This is a genomic window from Halomonas sp. JB37 (assembly GCF_002332255.1).
GTDB lineage: Bacteria > Pseudomonadota > Gammaproteobacteria > Pseudomonadales > Halomonadaceae > Vreelandella > Vreelandella casei.
Map to the genome: position 1 here is coordinate 932,534 of NZ_NRGW01000001.1, position 23,990 is coordinate 956,523.

Annotated in this window: 23 protein-coding genes and 2 pseudogenes; 8 read left to right on the top strand and 17 right to left on the bottom strand. The window is 55.0% G+C overall.

All coding sequences use genetic code 11. From position 1 onward, the window contains the following. The first annotated feature begins 268 nt into the window (after positions 1-268). The 3 genes from CIK78_RS04480 (at position 269) to CIK78_RS04490 (ending at position 3,911) form a co-directional block, all read left to right on the top strand. Complete coding sequence (locus CIK78_RS04480) at positions 269-1,666, top strand: aspartate aminotransferase family protein (protein WP_096277619.1); 1,398 nt, start codon at positions 269-271, stop codon at positions 1,664-1,666. 36 nt (positions 1,667-1,702) lie between these two features. Then, positions 1,703-3,199: a CoA-acylating methylmalonate-semialdehyde dehydrogenase gene (locus CIK78_RS04485; RefSeq protein WP_096277621.1), complete on the top strand. Its 1,497-nt coding sequence runs from the start codon at positions 1,703-1,705 to the stop codon at positions 3,197-3,199. A 91-nt stretch (positions 3,200-3,290) separates the two neighbouring features. Continuing rightward, positions 3,291-3,911 carry a TetR/AcrR family transcriptional regulator gene (locus CIK78_RS04490; RefSeq protein WP_096277623.1) on the top strand — a complete coding sequence of 207 codons (621 nt, stop codon included), beginning with the start codon at positions 3,291-3,293 and terminating at the stop codon, positions 3,909-3,911. A gap of 14 nt (positions 3,912-3,925) precedes the next feature. Here CIK78_RS04490 and CIK78_RS04495 read toward each other — a convergent pair whose 3' ends face one another. From CIK78_RS04495 to CIK78_RS04520, 6 genes are all read right to left on the bottom strand, one after another. After that, positions 3,926-4,552: a LysE family translocator gene (locus tag CIK78_RS04495; protein WP_096277625.1), complete on the bottom strand. Its 627-nt coding sequence runs from the start codon at positions 4,550-4,552 to the stop codon at positions 3,926-3,928. Between the two features lie 98 nt (positions 4,553-4,650). Continuing rightward, the gene (gene hpxO / locus CIK78_RS04500) at positions 4,651-5,871 is read right to left on the bottom strand and encodes an FAD-dependent urate hydroxylase HpxO (protein ID WP_096277627.1); all 1,221 of its coding nucleotides are present in this window, start codon (positions 5,869-5,871) and stop codon (positions 4,651-4,653) included. A gap of 133 nt (positions 5,872-6,004) precedes the next feature. Further along, entirely contained in the window at positions 6,005-8,143 is a 2,139-nt protein-coding gene (locus tag CIK78_RS04505; protein WP_096277630.1) for a TonB-dependent siderophore receptor, read from the bottom strand. 46 nt (positions 8,144-8,189) lie between these two features. Further along, positions 8,190-9,383 carry an ABC transporter substrate-binding protein gene (locus tag CIK78_RS04510; protein WP_225734163.1) on the bottom strand — a complete coding sequence of 398 codons (1,194 nt, stop codon included), beginning with the start codon at positions 9,381-9,383 and terminating at the stop codon, positions 8,190-8,192. After that, a complete protein-coding gene (locus CIK78_RS04515; RefSeq protein ID WP_096277632.1) occupies positions 9,383-10,168 on the bottom strand; it encodes an ABC transporter ATP-binding protein in 786 nt (261 codons plus the stop codon). The genes CIK78_RS04510 and CIK78_RS04515 overlap by 1 nt, the downstream gene beginning before the upstream one ends. After that, positions 10,165-11,223, bottom strand: a complete 1,059-nt coding sequence (locus CIK78_RS04520) for an iron ABC transporter permease (RefSeq protein ID WP_096277634.1) — start codon at positions 11,221-11,223, stop codon at positions 10,165-10,167. The genes CIK78_RS04515 and CIK78_RS04520 overlap by 4 nt, the downstream gene beginning before the upstream one ends. Positions 11,224-11,460: 237 nt before the next feature. Between CIK78_RS04520 and CIK78_RS04525 the strand changes: the two genes are divergently transcribed. After that, positions 11,461-12,513, top strand: a complete 1,053-nt coding sequence (locus CIK78_RS04525; RefSeq protein WP_096277636.1) for a class I fructose-bisphosphate aldolase — start codon at positions 11,461-11,463, stop codon at positions 12,511-12,513. Between the two features lie 57 nt (positions 12,514-12,570). On the opposite strand, the gene CIK78_RS04530 is transcribed toward CIK78_RS04525, so the two are convergent. Together CIK78_RS04530 and CIK78_RS04535 are read right to left on the bottom strand one after the other, a co-directional pair. Further along, on the bottom strand, positions 12,571-13,443 hold the full coding sequence (locus CIK78_RS04530; RefSeq protein WP_096277638.1) for a PhzF family phenazine biosynthesis protein: 873 nt from the start codon (positions 13,441-13,443) through the stop codon (positions 12,571-12,573). Positions 13,444-13,455: 12 nt separating this feature from the next. Then, positions 13,456-13,641 (bottom strand): DUF1127 domain-containing protein, encoded by a 186-nt coding sequence (locus CIK78_RS04535; RefSeq protein WP_096277640.1) that lies wholly within the window; start codon positions 13,639-13,641, stop codon positions 13,456-13,458. Positions 13,642-13,808: 167 nt separating this feature from the next. On the opposite strand from CIK78_RS04535, the gene CIK78_RS04540 reads away from it, so the two are divergent. After that, a complete protein-coding gene (locus tag CIK78_RS04540) occupies positions 13,809-15,257 on the top strand; it encodes a PLP-dependent aminotransferase family protein (protein ID WP_096277642.1) in 1,449 nt (482 codons plus the stop codon). A gap of 12 nt (positions 15,258-15,269) precedes the next feature. On the opposite strand, the gene CIK78_RS04545 is transcribed toward CIK78_RS04540, so the two are convergent. Both CIK78_RS04545 and CIK78_RS04550 read right to left on the bottom strand, forming a co-directional pair. Then, complete coding sequence (locus CIK78_RS04545; RefSeq protein ID WP_096277644.1) at positions 15,270-15,980, bottom strand: anti-sigma factor; 711 nt, start codon at positions 15,978-15,980, stop codon at positions 15,270-15,272. Next, positions 15,959-16,522 (bottom strand): sigma-70 family RNA polymerase sigma factor, encoded by a 564-nt coding sequence (locus tag CIK78_RS04550; RefSeq protein ID WP_096277646.1) that lies wholly within the window; start codon positions 16,520-16,522, stop codon positions 15,959-15,961. The genes CIK78_RS04545 and CIK78_RS04550 overlap by 22 nt, the downstream gene beginning before the upstream one ends. A 198-nt stretch (positions 16,523-16,720) precedes the next feature. Between CIK78_RS04550 and CIK78_RS04555 the strand changes: the two genes are divergently transcribed. Further along, positions 16,721-17,272: a fasciclin domain-containing protein gene (locus CIK78_RS04555; RefSeq protein WP_096277649.1), complete on the top strand. Its 552-nt coding sequence runs from the start codon at positions 16,721-16,723 to the stop codon at positions 17,270-17,272. 10 nt (positions 17,273-17,282) lie between these two features. Here CIK78_RS04555 and CIK78_RS04560 read toward each other — a convergent pair whose 3' ends face one another. Both CIK78_RS04560 and pcsA read right to left on the bottom strand, forming a co-directional pair. Then, on the bottom strand, positions 17,283-17,945 hold the full coding sequence (locus CIK78_RS04560; protein WP_096277651.1) for a DNA-3-methyladenine glycosylase I: 663 nt from the start codon (positions 17,943-17,945) through the stop codon (positions 17,283-17,285). 14 nt (positions 17,946-17,959) lie between these two features. Then, positions 17,960-18,685, bottom strand: a complete 726-nt coding sequence (gene pcsA / locus CIK78_RS04565) for a phosphatidylcholine synthase (RefSeq protein ID WP_176483362.1) — start codon at positions 18,683-18,685, stop codon at positions 17,960-17,962. 125 nt (positions 18,686-18,810) lie between these two features. On the opposite strand from pcsA, the gene CIK78_RS04570 reads away from it, so the two are divergent. Next, entirely contained in the window at positions 18,811-19,260 is a 450-nt protein-coding gene (locus tag CIK78_RS04570) for a GNAT family N-acetyltransferase (protein ID WP_096277655.1), read from the top strand. Positions 19,261-19,276: 16 nt separating this feature from the next. On the opposite strand, the pseudogene CIK78_RS04575 reads toward CIK78_RS04570, so the two are convergent. Beyond that, positions 19,277-19,639: pseudogene (locus tag CIK78_RS04575) on the bottom strand (amidohydrolase family protein); the annotation flags it as partial. After that, positions 19,626-19,997: pseudogene (locus CIK78_RS04580) on the bottom strand (cytosine permease); the annotation flags it as partial. The pseudogenes CIK78_RS04580 and CIK78_RS04575, both read right to left, overlap by 14 nt. Here CIK78_RS04580 and CIK78_RS18005 point away from each other — a divergent pair. Next, positions 19,996-20,130 (top strand): hypothetical protein, encoded by a 135-nt coding sequence (locus CIK78_RS18005; RefSeq protein WP_255249087.1) that lies wholly within the window; start codon positions 19,996-19,998, stop codon positions 20,128-20,130. The pseudogene CIK78_RS04580 and the gene CIK78_RS18005 sit on opposite strands and share 2 nt — an antisense overlap. 40 nt (positions 20,131-20,170) lie before the next feature. Here CIK78_RS18005 and CIK78_RS04585 read toward each other — a convergent pair whose 3' ends face one another. The 3 genes from CIK78_RS04585 to CIK78_RS04595 form a co-directional block, all read right to left on the bottom strand. Further along, a complete protein-coding gene (locus CIK78_RS04585; protein ID WP_096277658.1) occupies positions 20,171-21,037 on the bottom strand; it encodes an ABC transporter substrate-binding protein in 867 nt (288 codons plus the stop codon). A 171-nt stretch (positions 21,038-21,208) separates the two neighbouring features. Further along, on the bottom strand, positions 21,209-22,558 hold the full coding sequence (preA, locus tag CIK78_RS04590; RefSeq protein WP_096277660.1) for an NAD-dependent dihydropyrimidine dehydrogenase subunit PreA: 1,350 nt from the start codon (positions 22,556-22,558) through the stop codon (positions 21,209-21,211). Beyond that, positions 22,555-23,934 carry an NAD(P)-dependent oxidoreductase gene (locus tag CIK78_RS04595; RefSeq protein ID WP_096277662.1) on the bottom strand — a complete coding sequence of 460 codons (1,380 nt, stop codon included), beginning with the start codon at positions 23,932-23,934 and terminating at the stop codon, positions 22,555-22,557. Before CIK78_RS04595 ends, preA begins: the two co-directional genes overlap by 4 nt. Positions 23,935-23,990 lie beyond the last annotated feature (56 nt).

Here is a 23,990-nt window from a genome sequence, read left to right on the forward strand (position 1 = left end):
TGGCCGGCAAACGGACGCTAGCAGTCACGTTTAAAACGGTATGACTAACGGCTGAGTGCTGATTGGGCGTGTTCCTAAGATCTGTTGTATTTATTAGTATAAATATAATGATTAGATGGTTTTCAAAGATACGTCAAGGATTGATCGATAATCAAAAAGCCATGTTACGTATGGATTCCCTAACGTGAACAACAGGAAAGCGTAATTTTATAAACAAGTTCAGTGGCGCATCCTGAGGCAACGTCTTAACGCGATGGAGCTGGACACCATGTTTGGAATAAAAAGCAAAACGACACCGAAAACATCAGAGCATTCTTCAGAACTGTCTTCAGAACTGTCTTCAGAGCAGGGCGCCTCAAACAGTGCGCTTAATCAGCATTTCTGGATGCCGTTCAGCGCTAATCGTGATTTTCACGCTAACCCACGCATTATTACGGGGGCGGAAGGGCGCTATTACATTGATGACCAGGGCCGCAAATTATTCGATTCGCTGTCAGGGCTATGGACCTGCGGCGCAGGCCACAATCGTGAAGAAATCCAAAAAGCCGTCGCGGCACAGCTAGGCACTCTCGACTTTGCCCCAGGCTTTCAACTTGGCCACCCGCTGGCGTTTAAGCTAGCGGAAAAGGTCGCCAGCCTTATGCCTACTGGGCTTGATCACGTATTTTTTACCAACTCAGGTTCAGAGGCGGCTGATACCTCGGTCAAAATGGCCAAAGCCTATTGGCGGCTTAAAGGTAAGCCTGAAAAAACCCGCCTGATTGGGCGCGCCAAGGGATATCACGGCGTCAATATCGGTGGCACGAGCCTTGGCGGTATCGGTGGCAATCGAAAGCACTACGGCCAGTTGATGGATGTCACGCATCTGCCGCACACGCTTCAAGCGGGCCACGCCTACACCCGTGGCCAAGCAGAAACGGGGGCTGAGCTTGCCGATGCGCTGCTCGATCAAATCGCCCTACATGACGCCTCGACCATTGCGGCGGTGATTGTTGAGCCAATGTCTGGCTCGGCGGGTGTGATTGTGCCACCCAAAGGCTACCTGGATCGTTTGCGCGAGATCTGCACCGCTAACGATATTCTGCTGATTTTTGACGAAGTGATTACCGCCTTTGGACGTAGCGGTGCAACCACCGGTGCCCAGGCGTTTGGCGTGACGCCAGATATCATGAACGTGGCCAAGCAGATCACTAATGGCGCCGTGCCCATGGGCGCAGTGATCGCATCACGCGAGATTTTTGACACCTTCATGCACGTTGGTGGGTCCCAGCATGCCGTTGAGTTTACGCATGGCTACACCTATAGCGCACACCCGGTGGCCTGTGCAGCGGGGCTGGCGGCGCTTGAGTTAATGGAGCGCGAAAATTTCCCCGCCCAGGTTAGCGCCATTGCGCCGTGCTTTGAAGAGAAGCTGCATGCTCTCAAGGGCCGTAACCACGTCGTGGATATTCGCAATTACGGCTTAGCCGGCGCGATCCAGTTAACTCCTCGTGACGGCGACCCAACGATTCGACCACGCGATGCACATATGGCACTTTGGAAAGCAGGCTTTTACGTACGTTATGGCGGCGATACGCTGCAATTTGGCCCTCCCTTTGGCACCACTGATGCCGAGCTAGAGCGCCTGTTCGACGCCGTTGCGACCACCCTTGATTCATTGGCATAGCCTATTTTCTGATAAAACCGGTTTCGGAGTATAAAAATGAGCGTTATTTCCCACCTGATCAACGGTGAGTTAGTGAAGGGCCAGCGCACGCTGGATGTTACCAATCCTTCAACGGGAGCTGTCATTCGCCAAGTGTCTGATGCCTCAGCGGCCGATGTTGGAAAGGCCATTGATGCCGCTCAGGCAGCGTTTCCCGCCTGGCGAGATACGCCACCGGCCAAGCGCGCGCAGGTTATGTACCGCTTTAAGCAACTGCTCGAAGAGCACGCTGACCGCATCGTGCAGCTGGTCAGCGAAGAGCATGGCAAAACGCCAGAAGACGCTATGGGTGAGCTCAAACGTGGCATTGAAAACGTTGAGTACGCCTGCGGCGTGCCTGAACTGCTAAAAGGTGAGTATTCCCACAACGCAGGGCCTGGCATTGATGCGTGGTCTAATTTCCAACCGCTGGGCGTCGTTGCAGGTATTACCCCGTTTAACTTCCCGGCTATGGTGCCGCTATGGATGTATCCGATGGCAATTGCCTGTGGCAACTGCTTCATTCTCAAACCGTCGGAAAAAGACCCCTCTTCCTCAATGGCCGTGGCTGAGCTGCTTCAAGAAGCCGGGCTACCGAAAGGCGTGATGAGCGTGATTCACGGTGGTCGCGAAGCGGTGGAAACGCTGTTGGATGCCAAGGCCGTGAAGGCTATTTCGTTTGTGGGTTCGACGCCGGTGGCTGAGGCGATCTACACCCGTGGTGCGGCCGCTGGTAAACGCGTTCAAGCGCTGGGCGGTGCGAAAAATCATGCAGTAGTGTTGCCCGATGCCGATTTGGAAAACGCCGCTAATACTCTAATGGGTGCGGCTTACGGTAGCTGCGGCGAGCGCTGCATGGCGATCTCAGTTGCCGTATGCGTTGGTGATGAAACGGCTAATCGTTTGGTCGAAACCATGCTGCCGAAAATCGCGCAGCTAAAAATTGGCCCCGGCACTCAGAAAGGGCTGGATATGGGCCCGTTAGTGACCGCAGAGCACCGCGACAAAGTACTGGGCTTCATTGAAGATGGCGTAAAATCAGGCGCAACGCTGGTAGCCGATGGTCGTGACCTCACGGTGTCAGGCCACGAGCAGGGATATTTCGTTGGCGGCTGCCTGTTTGATAATGTCACGGCTGATATGCGTATTTATCAGGAAGAGATATTCGGGCCAGTGCTCTGTGTCATGCGGGTCGGTAGCCTGGATGATGCCATGCAGCTAATTAATGACCATGAGTACGGCAACGGCACCTGCCTGTTTACCCGCGACGGTGAGGCCGCGCGCCGCTTTACCGACGGTATTGAGGTGGGCATGGTCGGTGTTAACGTTCCGCTGCCTGTACCGGTGGCTTCCCACAGCTTTGGTGGTTGGAAGCGCTCGCTATTTGGTGATCTTCACGCCTATGGGCCTGACTCGGTGCGTTTTTACACGCGTCGAAAAGCCGTTTCTCAACGCTGGCCTTCCGTTAGCGAAGCGACGCGAGCGGAGTTCTCATTCCCCGCCAATCAGAGTTGACGTTATAGCGTAAATAGGAGATCTTCTCAGCACCGCCGCTCTCCGGCGGTGCTTTTTTGTGCCTATCTTCGACGTAAGGGACGAGTGCAGCGTGGCAAGAACCCAGGACGAAATTCGCCAGACCAACGTTAAGAAGATTCTCCAGGCCGCGGAGCAACTGTTCGCGGAAAAAGGCTATGCCGGCGCCTCCATGGGAGAAATCGCACAGCTGGCTGAACTTCCCAAGTCCAACGTGCACTACTACTTCGCCACTAAAAAAGCGCTTTACCAAGAGGTATTGCTAGAGTTGCTGGAAATATGGAAGCAGGACGCGCTCTGCTTTGAACTCTACGATGACCCTCGCGTGGTGCTGTCTACTTACATTCGCGCCAAAATGACCCACTCCCGCAATCGCGCCCACGGCTCGAAAGTGTGGGCGGCCGAAGTCATGCAGGGCGCACCGATCCTTAAAGAGCGTCTGCGCGACAATCTTTACGAATGGGCCAAACTCAAAGAGTCGAAAATTAGTGAGTGGGTCGCGTCAGGCCAGATTCACCCTGTTGAGCCTTCCTATCTACTTTATATGATCTGGGCGTCCACCCAGCACTACGCCGACTTCGACTACCAAATCTACTTGCTCAATGACGACAAACCGCTAGACGACCTGCAGTTTGAAAAAGCCGTGCAGTCAGTGACTACGATGACTTTAAGAGGCATTGGGCTGACGGTATGAGTATTGGCCGGCGATTAGATGGGCTGGCGCATACGCAAAATCGCTACGCCTAAACCGATAAAAGCACTGCCCATGATGCGATTGACCCACTTTACTCGGCGTGTGTTGCTCAGCCAGCGAGTGAGATTTTTCGCGAGCCCGCCGTAGGCCATTAAGGTGGCGAATGAAAGCACCATAAAGGTGCCTACCATCATGGAAAATTGCGGAAGTAAGGCGCGCTGTGTATCCAAAAACTGAGGAAACAGAGCAGTAAAAAACAGGATTGCTTTTGGGTTGCTCATGGCGACCAGGAGGCCTTCGCTGAAAATGCGCCAGTGAGGAATGGGCTTGGCAGCGGTGGACGGTACCGCCAGTGAGCGTTGGCTAAGCCACTGGCGAATGCCTAGGTATATCAAGTAAGCGGCGCCGCCAAATTTCAGCAGGTTAAACAGCGTTTCTGAGGCATTGAATATCACGCCTAACCCCAACACCGCGGCGCTCGCGAGTATTAGCAGGCCGATAATATTGCCCAGCGAGGAAAGCGCCACGCGCTTTTTTCCACCGGCCATGCCATTACGCACCGCGACTAAAAAAGCGGGCCCAGGGCTCGCAATGCTGGCCAGCGCCATGGCAACAAACAGCAGCCAAGTGGAAAGTGGCATGGGTATATCTCCTAAGAGGATAAAGCCGGTTAGTCAGACGACCGGTATCTATCTAAGCGCTGATGGCAAGCCCGCACCTATGGAACGTTAACATTTCACTAGCCCAGTGGCCCGCTGGTAACCGTTGTCTTCAATCCTTTAATAATGGCTTGACCATCCTCACGCTTGAGTTCGTCGTACCAGGCTTGCGTTTGGGAGGCGTCGTGCCCATGAATCATCTCCGCGCGCTTACGGGCGCGCTGGACGATCTCTCCCACTCGGCTAACGCGTTGCGCGTCGTACTGCGTCAAGGCGCTGGCAATGGCAGATGAGGTGTCGGTATGTTCTTCAAGTGCGCGCTGCACGACGTGAGCCAGCACCCAGGCGTCTTCTATCGCTTGGCAGCCGCCTTGGCCAAGGTCGGGTGCCATGCCATGAGCAGCATCACCTAGAAGGGCAACACGCGGTGCGGTCAGTGAATCAAGCGGGGGGATATCGTAGATTTCCACACGCGCCATGCGCTCAGGGTCGAAGCGTTCGATAAGTGCCTGCACCGGCGCAGCCCAGCCTGCAAAGTGTGCGCGTAATTCATCGCGATAGTGGCTGGGGTCGTTGGTGGTGCCAGCGGGGAGCGGTACATCAAGAAAACAATAGAATTCCTGCGCGCCTTCGGCATTGCCCCCGTTGCCCATGGGCATAAACGAGACACGCTTCGCGTCGCCGACATACTGATCCCAGTGACTCTGCGGTGCCAAGGCACCATCGGCAGGCACGCGTACATTCCAGTTCACATAACCCACGTATTGGCGCTCAACGGGGTGCCCCACGACCTTACCGCGCAGCTTTGAATGAGTACCTTCCGCGACGACTAATAAGTCGGCGTGCAGGCTTTCGCCATCGTCAAAATGCGCAGAAACACCGTCGTGCGTCAGCGTGTAATCATGACAGCTGCGGCCAAACTGCACATGCTCGGTGCCTACCGCGTCTAGCAACATTTGTTGTAGGGCGGCGCGAGAAATAGGGCATGCACGCTGCTCGATCTCTTCAAATAGCGGCACCAGGCTAAAATCGGTTAAGGGTTGACCGTCATGCGTCAGATAGCGCATCTGGGTGATGTTGCCACTTAAGCCTTCAATGGCGTTACCAAGGCCCAGTTGATGCATGACTTTCACGCCGTTAGACCATATCGAGAGCGCCGCGCCTACTGGACGCATCGTTGCTACGCGTTCAACCACCGTGACCTGATGCCCTTGCCGCTGGAAAGCGAGAGCGGTGCTCAGCCCGCCAATGCCCGCGCCGATAACGAGAATATTGAGAGGCGTAGTCAGAGGGCGGGACATAGCGAGCTCCTTGAAAAATGGGAAGGCACAACGGCTAACGGGTCATATCAGCTGTTACCGCTAACTGTATACAGCGTTAAACCTTAATGTATAAGCAATCATAGTGCCAAGTCAGTCGTTACTTACCTGGGCGTCAAAACCTAACCGACGCCTGTAGGCTGACCTCTAGGGGATCACCGACCACGACCCGTGTGTTGCCACCGCTTGAAGGGTAGTAAGTGGTGTCGAACAGGTTCTTGGCATTGAGCTGCAGGTGAAGGGTGTCGCCCAGCCAAGGAGTGTCCCAGCCGATAAACGCGTCAGCGACGGTGTAGTCGTCTAATCGGAAACTGTTGTCAGCATCGCCTTCGCGCTCACCCACATAGCGAACCCCACCACCTAAGCGCCAGTTGCCCAGTCCAGGTGCGGTTGTTAAATCGTGTGCCAAGTAGAGGCTGGCGGTATGGCGGGCGGCGTTGGTCAGCCGGTTGCCCTGGGTATCTTCGGTGTCTTTAAGTACTTCGGTGTCGGTATAGGCGTAAGCGCCTAGTAGTGAAAGCTGATCAGTCAACTGGCCGGAAACCGTTAGCTCCACCCCCCGTGAACCCGCTTCGCCTACCGTGCGGGTCACACCGTTGTCTGAGACGGCAACATTCTCCTTGCGGATATCGAACAGCGCAACGGCCAACGAGAACTGGTCGTTCCATAGATGCTTCACACCGATTTCGCTGCCCATACTGTGTTCAGGATCCAGCGCCTGTCCGGTATCGCTGTCGGCCCCATTGGGCACAAACGCTTCGCTGTAGCTGGCATAAACGGACGTCTCCGGGGTCAGGCGATGCAGCAGACTGATTGATGGCAGGAAAATATCGTCGCTGGTATCCGTCTCGGTGATGAAGTCCTGCCCACGGCCGGAAAACTGCTCGTAGTGTGTATAGCGCCCGCCTAGCCCCAGCGTCCAGCGGTCGTTGAAGTGCCAGCGATCATTGAGAAAAACGCCGGTCGTATTAACCTCATCCAAGCGGTTGCTGCGCGAGGTGTTAAGGCTATCGCTATCCAGCGTCAGGCCGCCGTAGCTCATAGCGTAAATGTTTTGATCAGTCACCGACGAGCCGCGATACACCTCGGCCAGATAGTCGCGGCGACGTTCGTGGTCAATTCCTACGGTAAGGTCGTGGCGCATGCCTGCCAGCGTGGCGGTGCCGGTAGTATCCCAGGCGGTGTACTGTACGTGGCGGTCATAACCTTCATTAGCATCTGCACGACGTGTTAATGCACCGCTCTGCTCGTTAACGCTTAGTACTCGCGGTTGGCCATCGCTGTACTGCCGGCGGTTCCAGCCGTAGGTGAGCCGTGTTGACCAGTCGTTGTTAATATCCTGTTCCCACCAGGCGGTGACGGCTTCGTCGTGACCGAAAACCCGCGACCAGGATTCGTCGAAACGGCGCTCACTAGGTACCTTGGCGGGTTCACCATCAATCATCACCGTGCCGCGATCCAGATCCAAGTCGTAGTCGCGATACTCATAGGAGATTTGTGCGCGACTTTCGCGGCCTTCCCAGCGCAGCGAAGGGGCAATAATCGTGCGTCGATCATGACCAAAAACGCGCGCGGAGTCTTCATCTTCATGATGGGCGATAAATCGGAAGGCCAGGCCGGTATCGGCAATTGGCCCGGTGACATCCACGCTGGCATTGCCGCCACCCAAGGAGGTGGCTTCGGCGCTGATTTCGCGCTGCCACTCGTACTCAGGCCGTTTGGTGACCAGGTTGATCACCCCGCCAGGATCCTGCTGGCCTTGAAATAGCGAGGCAGGCCCCTTGAGTACTTCGACATGATCCACCGTTGCCATTGAGAAGGTGCCGCGCGGTTGGCGAATGCCATCGATCAGAATCGAACCATCGCTGTTGCTGCCGAAGCCGCGTTTAATATAGCCATCCTCGGTGCCCCCCATGTTATTGCCTGCGGTCACCCCTGCAACCATCGCCATTGCTTCGTCCAAGCTGTCGACATCATGGTCGGCCATCACCTGGGCGGTGACGGTCTCCACGGCGCGGGCCTCTTCTAAAAACGACACCGGCTGTTTGCTGGCAAGGCTTGAGCGCTGGGCACGATAGCTCCGCGGAGCCACGTCAGTGAGCCGATCTGAGGTGACGATCAGTGTTTTTGGCGCGGTCTCGTTGGCCTGCTGTTCGTAGACCTGTTGTGCCTGGGTCTGTTGTGCATAGACATCGGGCAGTGGGTTCAGCAGTAGCAGTGGCGAAAACAATGCAAAGGTTCGGGAGCGCAGCATGGTCGATACAGATCCTGTTATTGTCAGAGGGGGAGTGGGCCAAGGATTATGGAGCGTTGAGTGCGCCCCAAAAGTGATCTTCGTGACTTAGCGCTGGCGTGATAGGTAGTAGGGCATTGAAGGTGGCGGCCGGATCAAGGTCAGTGAAGTGTTCGGGATAGAGCCATTGGACGATACGTTCGAGCGCTACAATGGCGAAAGGACCCTGATGAAAACCATGCCATAGCGCATAAAACTGTCCATTCTGAACGGCGTTAAGATGCGCCCAGCCGGGAAGCGATTGGCTCAGATGCCGCAAATCCTGGCTGATATCATCAGCACTGATATCAAGTCCAACGCGCACACCATCACCCGCTGTCCACTGCCCCGCGGTATTGAGGATGACGTCGGGTGGGTGGCTGAGCACCCATTCATTGCTCAGCGTTGCCGATGCGCCGGGAATTAATGCATCGGCAAGATTATCGCCACCTGCCCGGGCTACTAGGTCGGCTAGCCCGTTGCGTAGATTGGTACGGCAGCAGTCCACTTTTAGCCCAGGGGCGACATTGATTAGCACGGTGGGGGCATCGGCGGCCTGTTCCGCCAGCTTCAAGTCTGCCAAGCCCTGGTCGATACGCGCCAAGCGTTGTTCAATTAGAGCAATCATTGCGCTAGCTCGAGGCATCGCGTTCAAGGCCTCGCCTAAAAGCGCAAGGCTTTTGGGCGTGTTCTCCAGCGGGTGGCGGTTAAAGTCGATAAACAGATAGGCAATACCTAGCTCGTCCAGTAGCTGCGCCAGCGGAGAGCCTTCGAAGTTACTAGCGCGCGCGAGATCAAGCAGTACTAAGTCTGGGGCCAGGTTAAGCAGCGCTTCGCTATCGAGTTGGGGTGTCGGCGCGCTTGAAAGAGCGGGCAGTTGATCAAGCGCAGGCCACTGGGTGAGAAACCGTTGAGCCATGGCGGGGTCAAATACGGCCAGCGGATAGGCCCAGCCCGCTAAGCGCGGTGTTGGGTCATCTAGAAGTGTTGCCAAGGCATAAAGCTGGCGTGGCTGGGTAAGAAACAAGCGTGTGGGCGGTGCTGAAAGCGTTACCTGACGCCCGGCAAGATCAGTCAGTGTTTTAGGAAAGTCTTTAGACGCGCCCGCCTGTGAATCGGTTGCCCAGCAAGCGGCAGCGATTAACAGGCTCATCCAGCACAACACATTAATAGCCAAGCGGCGCATCGGATGAGCATAAATGGTGGTTGTTGGTATAAACATCACAATGGCTCGCTGACGCGATCACTGAGCACAAGTGGCCGCCCTAGCGAGCATCGCTCGACCCGGGACTCGACCCCATAGGCGGTGTGCAGCACGTCGGGGGTGATCACCTCGTGAGGATCGCCTGCAGCCAGTAGCCCCCCGTTACCAAATAGCAGCACTTGATCACAAAAGCGTAGGGCGAGATTGATATCGTGGATGGCCATTAGGCAGACCGCCTGACGCTCCGCTATTACCGAGCGCACGGTATCAATCAGCGCCAGCTGCCAGCGCAAATCTAGCGCGCTGGTGGGCTCATCCAGTAGTAATAGTGCGGGCTGGCGGGCGATCGCCTGAGCTAGGCCAACCATCTGACGCTGCCCGCCGGAGAGCTCACTCAACGGGCGCAACGCTAACGGGCGAATGGCCAGTGCATCGAAAACGCGCTCGATTAACGTGTCTATCTCTGTACGGCTTAGGTCGGGGCGCACGGCACGACAAGCGCTCAGTACCGCTTCGTAGGCCACTAACGTGGTGGCCTGAGGGAGCGTTTGCGGTAGATAGCCCACATGACGCATCCGCGCGGCGCCACTGAGGGTGGTGAGGTCGATATCATTAAGCTGCATACGTCCGCTGGCTGGCTGTAAGCCCGCGATGGCTTTTAACAGGGTCGATTTACCCACCGCATTGGGCCCCAACACTGCGACCAGTGAACCGGGTGGCAGTGTGGGCAAGCTTAGCTGCTCGAAAACGCGCCGTTTGCGGTAGCCGGTCGTGACGTTGCTGAGCGTAAAGCCTGCTTTCATCGCGCGCGCCCCTGCAGCATGATTAACGCCATAAAGAAGGGGATGCCTACCAGTGAGGTTACTAAGCCCACAGGCAGCACCAGCCCATCGACCAGCGTTTTACTGGCGATCGACGCGAGCGATAGCACCAGCGCCCCCGCCAAGGCGCTGCCCGGTAAGTAAAAGCGATGATCTTCACCCAATGCCAGGCGTGCCATATGCGGGCCGACTAGCCCAATAAAGCCAATGGTGCCCACAAACGCGACTGCTGCAGCGGCGAGCAGGCTCACTCTAAGTAGCGAGATAAGTCGCAAACGCTCAACCGCAATCCCGAAGCTGCGCGCATGTTCATCACCCGAGCGCAGTGCCGTCATTGCCCAGGCGCTGCGCAACGAGAAAGGCATACAAATGGCTAATACCACTGCCACGATGGCCACCGTGTCCCAAGAGGCGCGTGAGAGGCTGCCCATCGTCCAGAACACTAATTGCTGTAGCGCATCGGGACTAGCGATGAGCTGCAAAAGTGCCACCAGCGCGTTGAGTACAAATACCAACGCAATGCCGAATAACACAATAATCTCACGGCTGGCGCCGTAGAGACGAGATAAGGCATTGATAGTCAGCATCGACGCCGCCGCAAACATAAATGCCATTAAAGCGGTGGCGTAGTGGGCGTTTAAACCAAACAAGGTGAGATTGAAAACAATGACCAGCGAAGCGCCTAAGGTGGCCGCCGCACCAACGCCCAGCGTGAACGGGCTGGCCAGCGGGTTATTCAGCACCGTTTGCATTTCTGCCCCTGCCAGCCCCAGCGTTGCGCCTACCAGCACTGCCATGAGTGCGGCAGGGAGGCGGATTTCCCAAACAATGGCTTGCTGAATCGGCCCTTGAGCATGAGGATCCAATAGCAGTGCGATTAAATCAGTCACTGAGATATTCGCAGGGCCACTGGCAATATCAGTGAGCAGCGATATTGCTAACGCTATGGCTAACCCCGCGACAATCAGCAAACGGGTAACAATGAAGCGCCGATAGGTGGATGCCAACGGAGCAGCAAGCGGCGAAGACGCGGGCATTGTGAAGGTGTTTCCAGGTGAGAGCGAAAATTTATCAGGATTAGTCTTATTTGCGACTAAAACTCATTCGTGATTGTATTTTCATCCTTTAGTCGTAGCTTTGTCAACCGCAGGGAAACCAAGCGTTGCCTGATTGCGGTGGGGTTTCCGCTATGCTCTATTGAAAGACTAGGCTCTATTAAAGCAGTATCTGATCCGTGCTTACTTTTTGTTACGAAATCCCTCAAGGAGTTCATCATGATTGATTTACCCGCTCTGCTAGGCAGTGACGCCGATAGCTTGCTTAACCATACGTGCCAGGGAGTTCGTCGTGAGGACTTGCATCTTCCTGGCCCTGATTTTATTGACCGCGTGATGGCCGATAGCGACCGCAGTCCATTGGTACTGCGCAATATGCAGGCGTTTTTCGATCATGGGCGTTTGGCAGGCACTGGCTATCTCAGCCTGTTGCCGGTAGATCAGGGCATTGAGCACTCGGCAGGCGCCTCTTTCGCGCCTAACCCGCGTTACTTTGACCCGGCCAATATTGTCGAGTTAGCCCTTGAAGGGGGCTGCAACGGCGTGGCTTCAACGCTAGGAGTACTCTCTTCCGTAGCGCGACGTTATGCTCATAAGATTCCAATGATGTTAAAGCTCAATCATAACGAAACCTTGAGCTACCCGGCGATATACGATCAGACGCTATTTGCCGATGTGGAGCAGGCCCACGACATGGGCTGCGTGGCAGTGGGGGCGACGATTTACTTTGGCTCTCACGAGAGCCGTCGGCAAATCATGGAGATTAGCGAGGCTTTCGAGCGCGCCCACCAGTTGGGAATGGTGACGGTATTGTGGGCTTACCTGCGTAATCCTGAGTTCAAACAGGGTAGCAACGATTATCACGCCTCGGCTGACCTCACCAGTCAAGCCAATCACATGGCCGCCACCCTTAAAGCGGATATCGTTAAACAGAAACTGCCTGAGAATAACGGCGGCTACAACGCGGTTGGCTTCGGGCATACCCACGATAAAGTGTATAGCGAGCTGACGACTGATCATCCCATTGACCTGGCCCGCTATCAGGTAGCCAACTGCTTTATGGGCCGTGCGGGTTTGATTAATTCCGGCGGTGGCTCCAAAGGACACTCTGATCTTGGCGATGCAGTACGCACGGCGGTTATTAACAAGCGTGCGGGGGGAATGGGCCTGATTTCTGGGCGCAAAGCATTCCAAAAACCGATGCAGGAAGGCGTTGATCTGCTGCATGCGATTCAGGATGTCTATCTCTCTACCGACGTGACGATAGCCTGACCGGTCTCTACGGCAGCGCTTGGGGGAATGAGCGGGGCAGGGCGTGCTGGGTACGCCCTATTGATGAAGTTTAAATGTGCCCTGACCCACTACGACGGCATTACCGCCAACCGTGACGAAACCAGGTTCGATCTCTCCATTGGCGGCGGTATGAATAACGCTGGGCCGCCCCATTTCATCGCCCTGATGAATCGTGCACTGCAAGGCATCTGGCTGGAGTGAGGCCAAATAGCCCGTTAAAGCGGCTGCGGCGCTGCCGGTGGCCGGGTCTTCACAGATACTCGCGTGCATACAGAACATACGGCTGCTGATCTGGATGGTTGTGTTGTTTGATGGCTCCGTTACGTATAGGTAGACCTGCTCTGCGCTGCTCGTCATCACCGAACTTTCCCATAGTGCGTTGTCGATGCTGATGCGCACCAACGCTTCATGATCGACTAACTCGATCAGATGAAAGGGTAGTCCGAAGGACGAAAATACGGGGCTGCCAATCACCTGGTGGCTTTCCAATCCGAGGAGCTTAGCCGCGGTGGCATGATCAATAGTGCTGCCCATGACCTTGGCCCGCTGAGCGGTAGTAAAGGTGGCTCTTCCCTGTTTATAACTAACCATTAGCTCGCCGATAGGGGGCTGTAGAACAACCTCTTGCGCAGGGTTGACTAGGTTCAGCTCTGCTAACAGGCGCGCGGTGCCTACCGTGGGATGTCCGGCGAAAGGCAGCTCACGCGTGGGCGTGAAAATACGCATCGGGTAGTGATTCGGCCCAGCAGCCGCGCCTAAAAACACCGTTTCAGCAAGATTAAGCTCATTGGCCAAGGCCTGCATAGTGCTGGTCGCCAGCCCATCGGCCTCCAGAAAGACGGCCAATGGGTTGCCGGCAAACGGCTGGTCGGTAAATACATCGAGTAAATAGTACTCAACGGTTTTCATACCGTTCTCCCTTTAAAGTGAGCGTTTCCAAAAGGCTTTTTGGCCCTCTTTTTTTGCCTGGGCGCGGCTGATACCAATATCTTTTAGCAAGCGGTCATCAAGTGTCAGTAGTTGGCGGCGGCTGCGACGGCGCTGATGGTATTTTCGTAACGTGGCGCTTAACTGGTAGCGAAGCTGAGTAAGGTTGAGGCGTAGCATGACGGTGCTCCTTGAATGCGATATGCCTCATTAGGTTACTCAGCGTCGCTATGACGATACAGATATAGAAATTTATATTATAAAGATACAGATGAAGTGTTTTATTACTCTGTATGGGCTATAAATAGCTATCTGTATTGTTGCAGCGACAGCGAGGAGCCACTGCCGTGACGCGTTATGAAGAAGTTGCCAATGCGTTACAGGAGCGTATCGAGCACGGTATTTATCGTGTGGGCGATCGTTTGCCTTCTATTCGCGCGGTTTGCCAAGAGTTAGGCGTTAGCATTTCCACTGCGCAGGAAGCTTACCGGCAATTAATGGACGTGGCGTTGATTGAGTCACGGCCTAAATCGGGTTATTTCGTGTTGCCGAGCAGGGTGCCGCCAGTTCTGCCGTCCATGTCGCGACCCGCGCAGCGCCCATTGGACGTTTCTCAATGGGATCAGGTGCTGGAACTCGTCGCTACCCAGCGGGATGATGCGCGGCTGTTGCTTGGGCGTGGCGTGCCGAATCTTGAGTATGAGACGCTGCGGCCGCTGTCACAAATTCTTGCCAGCCTACATCGCCATAATGACTTAATGGGATTCAATTACGACAAGCTGAGCGGCAGCCCCGAGCTGCGTCAGCAGGTGGCTCGACTGGCGATTGCCTCCGGCTGCTTGCTGCACCCTGACGACATTATGGTGACCACTGGCTGCCAGGAAGCGCTGTCCATTTCGCTGCGCACTCTCACACAGCCTGGTGATGTGGTGGCCGTGGACTCGCCCAGTTTTTATGGCACCATGCAAATTCTCAAGGCGATCGGCTTAAAAGCGCTGGAAATTCCCACGGATCCGCAAACGGGTATCAGCTTAGAAGCATTGGAAATGGCGCTGGAGCAGTGGCCTATCCGTGCGATACAGGTGACGCCGACCCACAATAACCCATTGGGCTACACCATGCCCGAGGCGCGAAAGCGGGCTTTATTTCAGCTCGCTCAACGCTTTGATGTCGCTATTATTGAAGATGATATCTACGGTGATTTGGCGTTTAGTCTGCCAAGACCACGCACCGTGAAATCCTTCGACGACGATGGACGCGTGATGCTATGCAGCGGTTTTTCCAAAACAGTCGGGCCTGGCTTGCGTGTAGGCTGGCTGGCGCCGGGCCGTTATCGCGATCAGGCGCTGCATATGAAGTACGTCTCGACCGGTGCGTCGGCCACGTTGCCACAGCTGGCGGTGGCGGAGTTTGTCGCTAAAGGTCACTACGAACGCCACCTTCGCTATGCTACCCGCCAGTATCAGCGCCAGCGGGATATTATGATCAGTTGGGTGCAGCGCTACTTTCCTGAAGGTTCGGGCATTAGCTACCCACAGGGGAGTTTTTTGCTCTGGGTGGAGTTGCCTGCTGCGGTGGACTGCGTGAAGCTTAACGAGCGCTTAGCCAAGCGTGCAATTCACGTAGCACCAGGGTCGCTGTTTTCAGCTTCTGGAAAATTTCGCCAGTGTCTGCGCCTTAACTATGCCTTCACGCTAACACCGGTTATAGAGGATGCCGTGCGTACAGTGGGGGAGTTTGCCGCAGACATGGTGGAAGAGGCGCAGCAGCATGAACATGGCCTGTCTGCGCTATAACGTAGCCGTGTGTCATAAACTAATGGTGCTGCCGCGCACCGGCGTTAAGCGGCCATGGTCGATAATGGGGCCAGTGGGCTGCCCAGCGGGTGCGCCTCCATGAGGCTCAATACTGACGGCTAAATCGGCAGTGAATAACAGCTCGCGTAGTTGAGCGCTCGGCTGCAAGCGCTGGCTGCCTTGGTCGGGTAAAAGGCCTAGCGAAACTGGCGTGCCGTCGGCGATTAGCCACAGCTCACCCGTTTGTTCACGGCCCAGTTGGGTCGGTTGCACAGTCTGAACGAGCAGCTCTCCATCGGCGGTTGCGCTGATAATCCATCCCGGCGTTTGTGATTCATCCTGAACGACGAATACGGCCTCCCCGGAAGGAATCATCGTCAGCGCGGCCTGTTGCCATAGCAGTCCCAATGCAACGGCGATCGCGCCAAAGCTGGCAGCCATCGCCTGCCAGGCACCTAAGCGCTGCCACCACGGGGTGGTACGCGTCCCCGTCGCATGGGTAATGCGCTGCCAAATCTCTTTTGGTGGCGTTTTAGGATCAAGGCGCTCATTAAACAGCTGCAGATGCTCGCGCCAGTTGTCTACGTCATTACGTACGTCGTGGCTGACAGCAAGCAGCGCTTCAAAGCGTGCTTTTTGGTCGCTGTCCAGCACTCCTAGTACGTACTCGCCAGCGGCTAGATGACGTTCCTCAGCACTGGTTAAATCCCACTGGTCAGACATGTTTTTAACCTCTCGAGTCCACGGCGAATCCAGCTTTTGACGCTACCCAGTGGCTGGGCTAAGGAGTCGGCCAGTTCGCTGTGGGTTAGCCCCTGAAAGAAAGCCATTTCCATGACTTGGCGCTGCTGACGGCTAAGCGTGTCTAAACAGTCTTGGAGCTTGCTGTTCTGCTGTGCGCTCATGCTGTCGTCTTCAGGATCATCGGTGCTAAACAGTGTTTCCAGCAACGGCTCATTAGCGGTTGCATCCTGTGGTTTTTGGCGTCGCAACCAGTCAATACCAATGTTGCGAGTCATCGTTGACAGCCACGTCATCGGCTTAGCCCGCGTTTCATCATATTGGTCGGCAGCGTGCCATATCTTGATAAACACATGTTGTAGGCAGTCCTGTGCAGCGCTCTCGTTTCTGACTATACGCAGCAACTGCGCATACAGATGCGCCGATGAGGCACGATAGAGGCGTTCGAGGGCCTGGCGATTGCCATGCGCACAGCCATTGAGCTGGTCGATCAGGTATTGATGACGTTGAGTCGCGTCTAACATTCAGGATCTCTGCAGAACGAACCGATCCACCAGTCTTGGCGAGTCGCGCGTTGAAGGCAAGCGTACTGAGTCAGTTGGCTAGAATTTTTTTGTGAGAATTGTGCATCCACACAGATCTTAGCCACGTAAACATTGGTGAGCCTGCATTAAAGGGGCCTTTTAATGACAAACCAATAATGATCATCAGGAGATGCCCGAATGAAACTCAAACTTCTTGCTGCTAGCCTATGTGCAACCGCTTTATGGACCAGTGCTGCTTTGGCGGATCATGGCCCCACTAATGTTGGTGGCGCTAGCATGTTGCCTGAGCGCAATATCATTCAGAATGCCGTTAACTCCGGCGACCATACCACGCTAGTCGCAGCAGTTAAGGCCGCTGAGCTGGTGGATGTGCTACAGGGTGAAGGCCCATTTACCGTATTTGCCCCGACGGATGAAGCCTTTGCGGCTCTGCCTGCCGGCACTGTAGATACCTTGTTACAACCTGAAAATATTGAGCAATTGCAGACTGTTCTTACCTACCATGTGGTACCCGGTAATCTAAACCGTGACGCCCTGTGGGAAGAAGTGATGGAGAACGACGGTACCGTTGCCTTCCAAACCGTACAGGGCGAGTACCTGACCGTGGTGCGTAACGGCAATAACCTGATGGTCATGGATGCTCAAGGTAACGGCGCTAACATCACCGTTATTGATGTGGCCCAATCTAACGGCGTGATCCACGTGATTGATAGCGTCTTAATGCCCTAAGCATTAGCCGCTATTTATTCTGCGCTAACTCACTCGTCGCCGGGCTTCCCGGCGACGAGTGTCGTTTGTTGGCGGGGCGTGTAAATAGTCTGCGTGCCTGGGCTGCTTTCTTTCGTGTGATGCACCCGCTGGCATGATCATTAATAAGCCCCATTGCCTGCATAAATGCAAAGGCCGTAGTCGGGCCCACAAACTTCCAGCCCCTTTTCTTGAGTGATGTTGATAGTGCTACAGACTCAGGCGATGTTGTCTGCGACTGCGGCTCTTGCAATGCATCTAACGCGGGCTCAAACCCCCAGAAAAACGCGGCAAGCGACCCCTCTTCAATCATTTCCAATGCGCGCTGCGCGTTATTAATGACGGCTTCAATCTTGCCGCGGTGGCGGATAATTCCCGCGTCCTGCAGTAAGCGCTGTACGTCATCTTCGTTAAAGCGGGCGACCTGATGAATGTCGAAGTGGTGGAAGGCCGCGCGAAAGTTCTCGCGCTTGTTAAGAATGGTGCGCCAGCTCAAGCCTGATTGAAAACTTTCCAAGCACAGCTTTTCAAATAGCCGTTGGTCGTTGTCGACCGGGAAGCCCCATTCATTGTCATGATAGGGAAGAAACTCCGGTGCGCCGCCACACCACAAGCAGCGCGGGTGTCCATCGGGGGCGATAAACTCGTTAGCCATGCCTTGCCTACCTCTCAATCAAACCATTCTTTGGCAGTACGCCATAAGCACATACCGATGAAATAGGCCGATGCAATACCCCACCCCCAGAGTGCCCAGGCTGCGTGCTCGGAGCTTGAGAGCAGCAGTGACGTAACGCAGGCGCACCACGCTAGAGTGATCGCAATATTGAACGGCATGAACAGACGCACCCGGAAGGGATGCAGGAACTTCATCTTTGTGACGGTGAGGATGGCCAGCAATACGATCGTGGCAAACGTGATGAACGGTGAGAGATCGAGAATATAGAAATAGGCGGCAGCGATATTCCAGGCCGCAGGAAAACCCACGAAGTAGTTATCCTGACTCTTCATGCCAACGTTGCAGAAACAGAACATCGATGACAGCAGAATGATGAACACCGACAGCAGTTCAAGATAAGACGGCAATTCAACAAAGAAGTAGATAAACAAGGCGGGAATAAAGGCCCAGGTTAGGTAATCGATCACCATATCCAGGGTCGAACCGTCGAAATGGGGCAGTATGGCCTTCACTTCGTATTTACGGGCGAGCGCGCCATCGACACCATCCACCATCATCGCGGCGCCTAACCAGAGAAGGCAGGCTACCGGATCGTTGTCGATCAGTGACAGCAACGCCATCGTGCCAAGTAGTACTCCACTTGCCGTAAATGCGTGTACGCTCCATGCTTTGCATCGCGATGCGTGTGAGCCTGCTTGCGAAGAGAGCGGTTGAGCCACATTAACCCCGTTGAGAACATCGTGTTCTACTGTTGTTTGGTGTATGGATAAGCGTTTAACTCGCTACACTACTATAAGTAGGCACCTAGAGAATACGCAGGCATGCTATCTAAGGAAGATTCCTGATGACTATCGTTCGTGCAGCAAACATTAATGACCTGGATGCCTTAACCGAGCTGTTAGATGGCTACCGTCAATTTTATCAGCAGCCGAGTGATATGCAGGCCGCTCGTGAATTTTTAGGCCAACGCATGGGGTTAGGAGATTCATTCATTTTGGTAAGTGAAAGCAGTGAAGGCACACTCACTGGTTTCGTGCAGCTTTATCCCGGTGTTTCTACGGTAGGCTTGAATGCGCGCTGGACGTTAAATGATCTATTTGTATTACCTGGTTGCCGTGAGAAAGGTACCGGTAGGGCGCTAATGGATGCTGCTACCCAGCTTGCTCGCGATCATGGCGTTCCCCGCCTAATATTGATGACGCAGGTTGAGAACGAGCGAGCCCAACATCTTTATGAATCGTTGGGCTGGCAGCGCAATACGGCGTTTTACGGCTATCTATTAGACGTCAAATAATCTTTATGGGATTGCCTTAGCCAAGCCACGGTGGGGTGACGATCTTAGCCGGCTCGCGCTGCATGATGACCTCGCCGTGGCGTACTGAAAGCAGTACTTCGCCTTGATTACGCAGTACGCTGTAGTCGTCTTCACCCTCCAGTAAGTTGAAATTGCCGGGTTTGCCCACTTCTATGCCATAACGATCTTCAATATTCAGGGTACGCGCACTGTTATCGGTAATCAGTGACAGCGCCTGGCCGAAGTCTTGGTAGCCCATCATTTGGCAAATATGTAGGCCGAAATCTAGCGTTCGCAAAAGTTTACCGTTGCCCAGGGAATACCAGGGGTCAAAAATAGAGTCTTCGGCAAAGCACACGTTAATGCCCGCTGCGTTTAACGCTTACTAACGCAATCGTAGCCGTGCCCCAGGCGTACCAGCCGATTTGAGTAAAACCAAGGATGAAGTCGGAGAGTTTGCTGCCTTTCTCGCCAAAGCAGAAGCGCCCCATTAGCACGGAGTTAAGCCCGCTTTTACAGGCGATATAAGCAAGCGCTGCTGCATAAGCACCCAGCAGTAAGTTGCCTATCAGAATGATCCATAGCAGCTGGCCGATAGGAAAGGCCTGGCCCAGCGTGCCGCCAGCCCACATGGTGGCGGTGAAAAAGGTGAAGCCCAGCAAAATCACGGCGGTGGAAAACAATCCTTTGCGGGCGCTGGTAGGAACTTCGCTGAGCGGATAGTCAGAGTGGTGCATGGCAGTGTACCCCGATGTAAGCCCACAGCCGGTTAGCTGCTGGCTATATACGAAGCAAGAGATGTGCCATAAAGGCTATGCCCAGTGGTTAGGTGCTGAGGCATCGTTTGATAACAAGCCCCGTGTTGCCTAAGTAAGAACAGGGGCTCAGCTGAAATGAGTAAGCGCTCAATTTACAGAGCGTTGACAACTTCGTCGATTTGTAGCTTCAAACTTTGCAGGCCACCACCTGAGAGGTACCAGAGCGCGGGTGTGAGCAGTACGAGTTTCGTGTTGGCTCCAGCATCGTCAAGCGCTTGTGCGAGTGCTTCTGCGTCAGCGGGCTCGTCGCCAATCGCCGCGCTGCGGTCAATCACTAGCACCACGTCCGGGGCAATCTCGGCAATCGCGTCAGGGGAAAGCGGCGTGAAGGTACGCGTGCCACGCGTTTCACTGGTAACGCTATCGGGCATCTCCAGGGCTGCAACGCCCAATACGTCATGCACTACCGGATGTTGATTAAGCATCAAGTTGCCGCCGTTGTGTGTCACCACCAGCGTACGCGGTGCGTTGCTGAGCGCTTCGCGCTGGGCTTCAATGTCGGCGTGCAGTGCTTCGAGGGCTTCTTCGGCACGCGCTTCGGCGTCTATGTGACTTGCGATCTGACGAACATTTTCATCGAAGGATGCCAGGTAATCATCGCCTTGTAAGCGGGTATTTAGCAGCGGAGCAATCTCTGCTAACTCGGTTTCCCAGTCGCTTTGGCGGCCGGTATAAAAGATTAGACTTGGTTCGCTTTCCGCAATGGCTTCAAAATCAGGATTTTTTAGTCCACCTAAGTCGGTATAAGCATCGCTGCTATATGCCGATAAATAATCAGGCAGGCTCTGTTTGGGAATACCGACTACCTGTTCACTGGCGCCGAGCGCATCAAGCGTATCCAGGCTGCCTAGGTCAAACGTAGCGATGCGCTGGTCGGCATTAGCGGTGGCAGCGATTGAGACAAGCAGCGTTGCCGCGAGCGTTTTTGTAAAAATGGGGGAGAAAAGTGAAGACGTCATTAGGCTTCCTTTATAAGAAAACATTTATAAGAAAAAATAGCATATGCGATAGTTTCTCATTTTCTCAAGAATGCCGTGCTTTGTCGCTATTTGTTGATGGAACAGCGTGTTGCAATAAGTGCCACCGCCCTTGAGCGGTGCTGGCGGTGGCATTGGATAACGTGAGTCGCTTTAGCTTGCGACCTGGAAAGGGTTGCGTGGGTCGTTATCCCAGGCCAGGAAGGGTTGGCCGGTTTCTTGAGGCACCATGGTGATGCAATTTTCTACCGGGCAGGTGATTTGGCACAGGTTGCAGCCCACGCATTCGTCTTCAATCACCTCGTAGCGGCGGGCGCCGTCCTGCTCGGTGAGCTTGGCAATCGACTGGTGGGAGGTATCCTCGCAGGCGATATAGCAACGGCCGCACTCTATGCACAGGTCTTGATCGATCTGGGCAATGGTTTTGAAGTTGATGTCGAGGTGTTTCCAGTCGGTGGTATGCGGTATCGCCTTGCGGGAAAACGCCTCAATCGAGTCGTAGCCCTTGTCTGCCATCCAGCGGGAAAGGCCATCTTTCATCTCTTCTACAATGCGAAAACCGTTGAGCATTGCCGCAGTACATACCTGAACGCTACCCGAGCCTAGTGCGATAAACTCCGCCGCATCCCGCCAGCTGGAAATACCGCCAATGCCGGAGATGGGCAGCGTGGGGGTCGCCGGGTCGCGGGCAATTTCAGCCACCATGTTCATAGCAATAGGCTTCACGGCGCTGCCGCAGTAGCCACCGTGAGTGCTTTGATGGCCCACCGTAGGCTTGGCGGCCATGGCATCGAGATCGATACTGGTAATCGAGTTGATGGTATTGATCAGCGATACCGCATCAGCACCGCCGCGCAGTGCCGCCTGAGCGCCCACGCGAATGTCGGTAATGTTGGGCGTCAGTTTCACAATCACCGGTTTGGAGTAGTGCTTCTTGCACCAGTAGGTGACTTTTTCAATCAGATCAGGATCTTGGCCTACCGCCGCGCCCATGCCGCGCTCGGGCATGCCATGTGGGCAGCCTAGGTTAAGCTCAATGCCGTCTGCGCCGGTCGCTTCCACAAGTGGCAAAATATACGCCCAGGCCTCTTCATTACACGGCACCATGATGGAAACGATCAGCGCGCGGTCGGGCCAATCTTTCTTCACCTGGGTGATTTCTTGAAGGTTGATCTCCAGCGAACGGTCGGTAATCAGCTCGATGTTATTAAAGCCGATCACTTCGCGGTTTTTGCCATAGTGCGCTGAATAACGCGACGAGACGTTGACCGCCGCAGGCTCTTCACCCAGGGTTTTCCATACCACGCCGCCCCAGCCCGCCTCATAAGCGCGCACCACGTTGTAAGCTTTGTCGGTAGGTGGGGCGGAGGCCAGCCAGAACGGGTTGGGGGCTTTAATGCCGGCAAAGTTAACCGATAAATCAACGCCGTTAACGATACTATCGCCGCTGCTTTTTTTGCCAAATGAGGGAAAAGGGCTAGATGTAAAAGTATCCGTTTTCATGCGGCCTCCTGCTTGGCGGCAAGCGCCTGATGAATGGCGTGAGCCGCCAGTTTGCCGTGCTGCACCGCTTGCACGGTAAGGTCCTGGCCGGCTTGGACACAGTCGCCGCCAGCATAAACATTGGGTAAAGAGGTGCGAAACATCTCATCGACGTGGATGCGTTCGCCGTCTCGATCAAGCTCAGCGGCCGTTGCGTCGCTTAGGCTTGTGTCGTCGAAACCCTGACCAATAGCTTTGAAGATGGCCTCGGCGGCAAGTTCAAACGTCTCGCCTGTGGGCATTAAACGCCCCGCTTGTTCAACGGTCTTGGCAAAGCGCATCCCCGCTACGCGCCCTTGGGTATCCAGCATAATCTCGTCAGGCTGTGCCCAGGTCACTATGCGTACGCCGTTGGCCTTGGCGATTTCCTGTTCATGGTCGGTGGCGGACATTGCCTCAAGGCCACGGCGATATACCAGCGTGACCTCGGTGGCGCCTAGGCGAGACATCTGCGTGGCCATATCAATGGCGGTATTGCCCGCACCGATGACAATGCAGCGTTTGGAAACGGGTAGGCTGCCCAGGTCAGTGGCTTGGCGTAACGTTTTTATATATTCAACCGCCGGCATTAAGCCGGGTGCTTCTTCGCCGGTGAGGCCTAAAGCGCGGCTGGCGCCCAGCCCTAGGCCTATGAACACGCTGTCGTACTGCTGGCGAAGCGTGCTCAGTGCTAAATTGCTTCCCAAGCGCTGGCCGTACTGTATATCGATGCCGCCGATTTCGAGTAAAAATGCGACTTCCTTATGCGCAAAGTCATCGGTCATTTTATAGCGTGCAATACCGTACTCGTTCAGCCCGCCGGGTTTCTGTTCGGCTTCAAAAATCGTTACCTGATGGCCAAACATGGCCAAGCGGTGAGCGCAGGAGAGCCCTGCAGGCCCTGCACCCACCACCGCAATATGCTGGCCAGTTGAGGCTGCACGCGTAAAAGGGTGTTGTTCAAACTGCATGTTGTCGGTGGCATGGCGCTGCAATAGGCCAATCAGCACCGGCTGGCACTCGGCATCGTGATTGCGTACGCAGCTACGCTCGCAGAGAATTTCGGTAGGACATACGCGGGCACAGCTGCCGCCCAGAATATTGGCTTTCAAAATGGTTTCTGCCGCGCCGTTGATGTTGCTGTCGCTGATTTGGCGAATAAAGCTTGGGACATCGATATCCGAGGGGCAGGCCTCAACGCAGGGCGCGTCATAGCAGTAGAGGCAGCGCTGGCTTTCGATGATCGCCTGGCGATCGGTGAGTGGGGGATGAAGATCACTAAAGTTATTCACCAGCGCTTGCGGGTCGTAGGTGCCGACCTCTTTTGCGCTGGGCAGGTAGTCCAGTGGATTGGTCACGGTGTTACTCCCATTCTCTAGTCTTGTCTTGCGCTGTATTTTTTATTGGCTCATTT

What these genes read in the sequence shown, in the direction of transcription:
- CIK78_RS04480 (WP_096277619.1), top strand. Translation starts at nt 269, where the DNA reads ATGTTTGGAATAAAAAGCAAAACGACACCGAAAACATCAGAGCATTCT.
- CIK78_RS04485 (WP_096277621.1), top strand. Translation starts at nt 1,703, where the DNA reads ATGAGCGTTATTTCCCACCTGATCAACGGTGAGTTAGTGAAGGGCCAG.
- CIK78_RS04495 (WP_096277625.1), bottom strand. Translation starts at nt 4,552, where the DNA reads ATGCCACTTTCCACTTGGCTGCTGTTTGTTGCCATGGCGCTGGCCAGC.
- hpxO (WP_096277627.1), bottom strand. Translation starts at nt 5,871, where the DNA reads ATGTCCCGCCCTCTGACTACGCCTCTCAATATTCTCGTTATCGGCGCG.
- CIK78_RS04505 (WP_096277630.1), bottom strand. Translation starts at nt 8,143, where the DNA reads ATGCTGCGCTCCCGAACCTTTGCATTGTTTTCGCCACTGCTACTGCTG.
- CIK78_RS04510 (WP_225734163.1), bottom strand. Translation starts at nt 9,383, where the DNA reads ATGTTTATACCAACAACCACCATTTATGCTCATCCGATGCGCCGCTTG.
- CIK78_RS04515 (WP_096277632.1), bottom strand. Translation starts at nt 10,168, where the DNA reads ATGAAAGCAGGCTTTACGCTCAGCAACGTCACGACCGGCTACCGCAAA.
- CIK78_RS04520 (WP_096277634.1), bottom strand. Translation starts at nt 11,223, where the DNA reads ATGCCCGCGTCTTCGCCGCTTGCTGCTCCGTTGGCATCCACCTATCGG.
- CIK78_RS04525 (WP_096277636.1), top strand. Translation starts at nt 11,461, where the DNA reads ATGATTGATTTACCCGCTCTGCTAGGCAGTGACGCCGATAGCTTGCTT.
- CIK78_RS04530 (WP_096277638.1), bottom strand. Translation starts at nt 13,443, where the DNA reads ATGAAAACCGTTGAGTACTATTTACTCGATGTATTTACCGACCAGCCG.
- CIK78_RS04535 (WP_096277640.1), bottom strand. Translation starts at nt 13,641, where the DNA reads ATGCTACGCCTCAACCTTACTCAGCTTCGCTACCAGTTAAGCGCCACG.
- CIK78_RS04545 (WP_096277644.1), bottom strand. Translation starts at nt 15,980, where the DNA reads ATGTCTGACCAGTGGGATTTAACCAGTGCTGAGGAACGTCATCTAGCC.
- CIK78_RS04550 (WP_096277646.1), bottom strand. Translation starts at nt 16,522, where the DNA reads ATGTTAGACGCGACTCAACGTCATCAATACCTGATCGACCAGCTCAAT.
- CIK78_RS04555 (WP_096277649.1), top strand. Translation starts at nt 16,721, where the DNA reads ATGAAACTCAAACTTCTTGCTGCTAGCCTATGTGCAACCGCTTTATGG.
- CIK78_RS04560 (WP_096277651.1), bottom strand. Translation starts at nt 17,945, where the DNA reads ATGGCTAACGAGTTTATCGCCCCCGATGGACACCCGCGCTGCTTGTGG.
- CIK78_RS04570 (WP_096277655.1), top strand. Translation starts at nt 18,811, where the DNA reads ATGACTATCGTTCGTGCAGCAAACATTAATGACCTGGATGCCTTAACC.
- CIK78_RS18005 (WP_255249087.1), top strand. Translation starts at nt 19,996, where the DNA reads ATGGCAGTGTACCCCGATGTAAGCCCACAGCCGGTTAGCTGCTGGCTA.
- CIK78_RS04585 (WP_096277658.1), bottom strand. Translation starts at nt 21,037, where the DNA reads ATGACGTCTTCACTTTTCTCCCCCATTTTTACAAAAACGCTCGCGGCA.
- preA (WP_096277660.1), bottom strand. Translation starts at nt 22,558, where the DNA reads ATGAAAACGGATACTTTTACATCTAGCCCTTTTCCCTCATTTGGCAAA.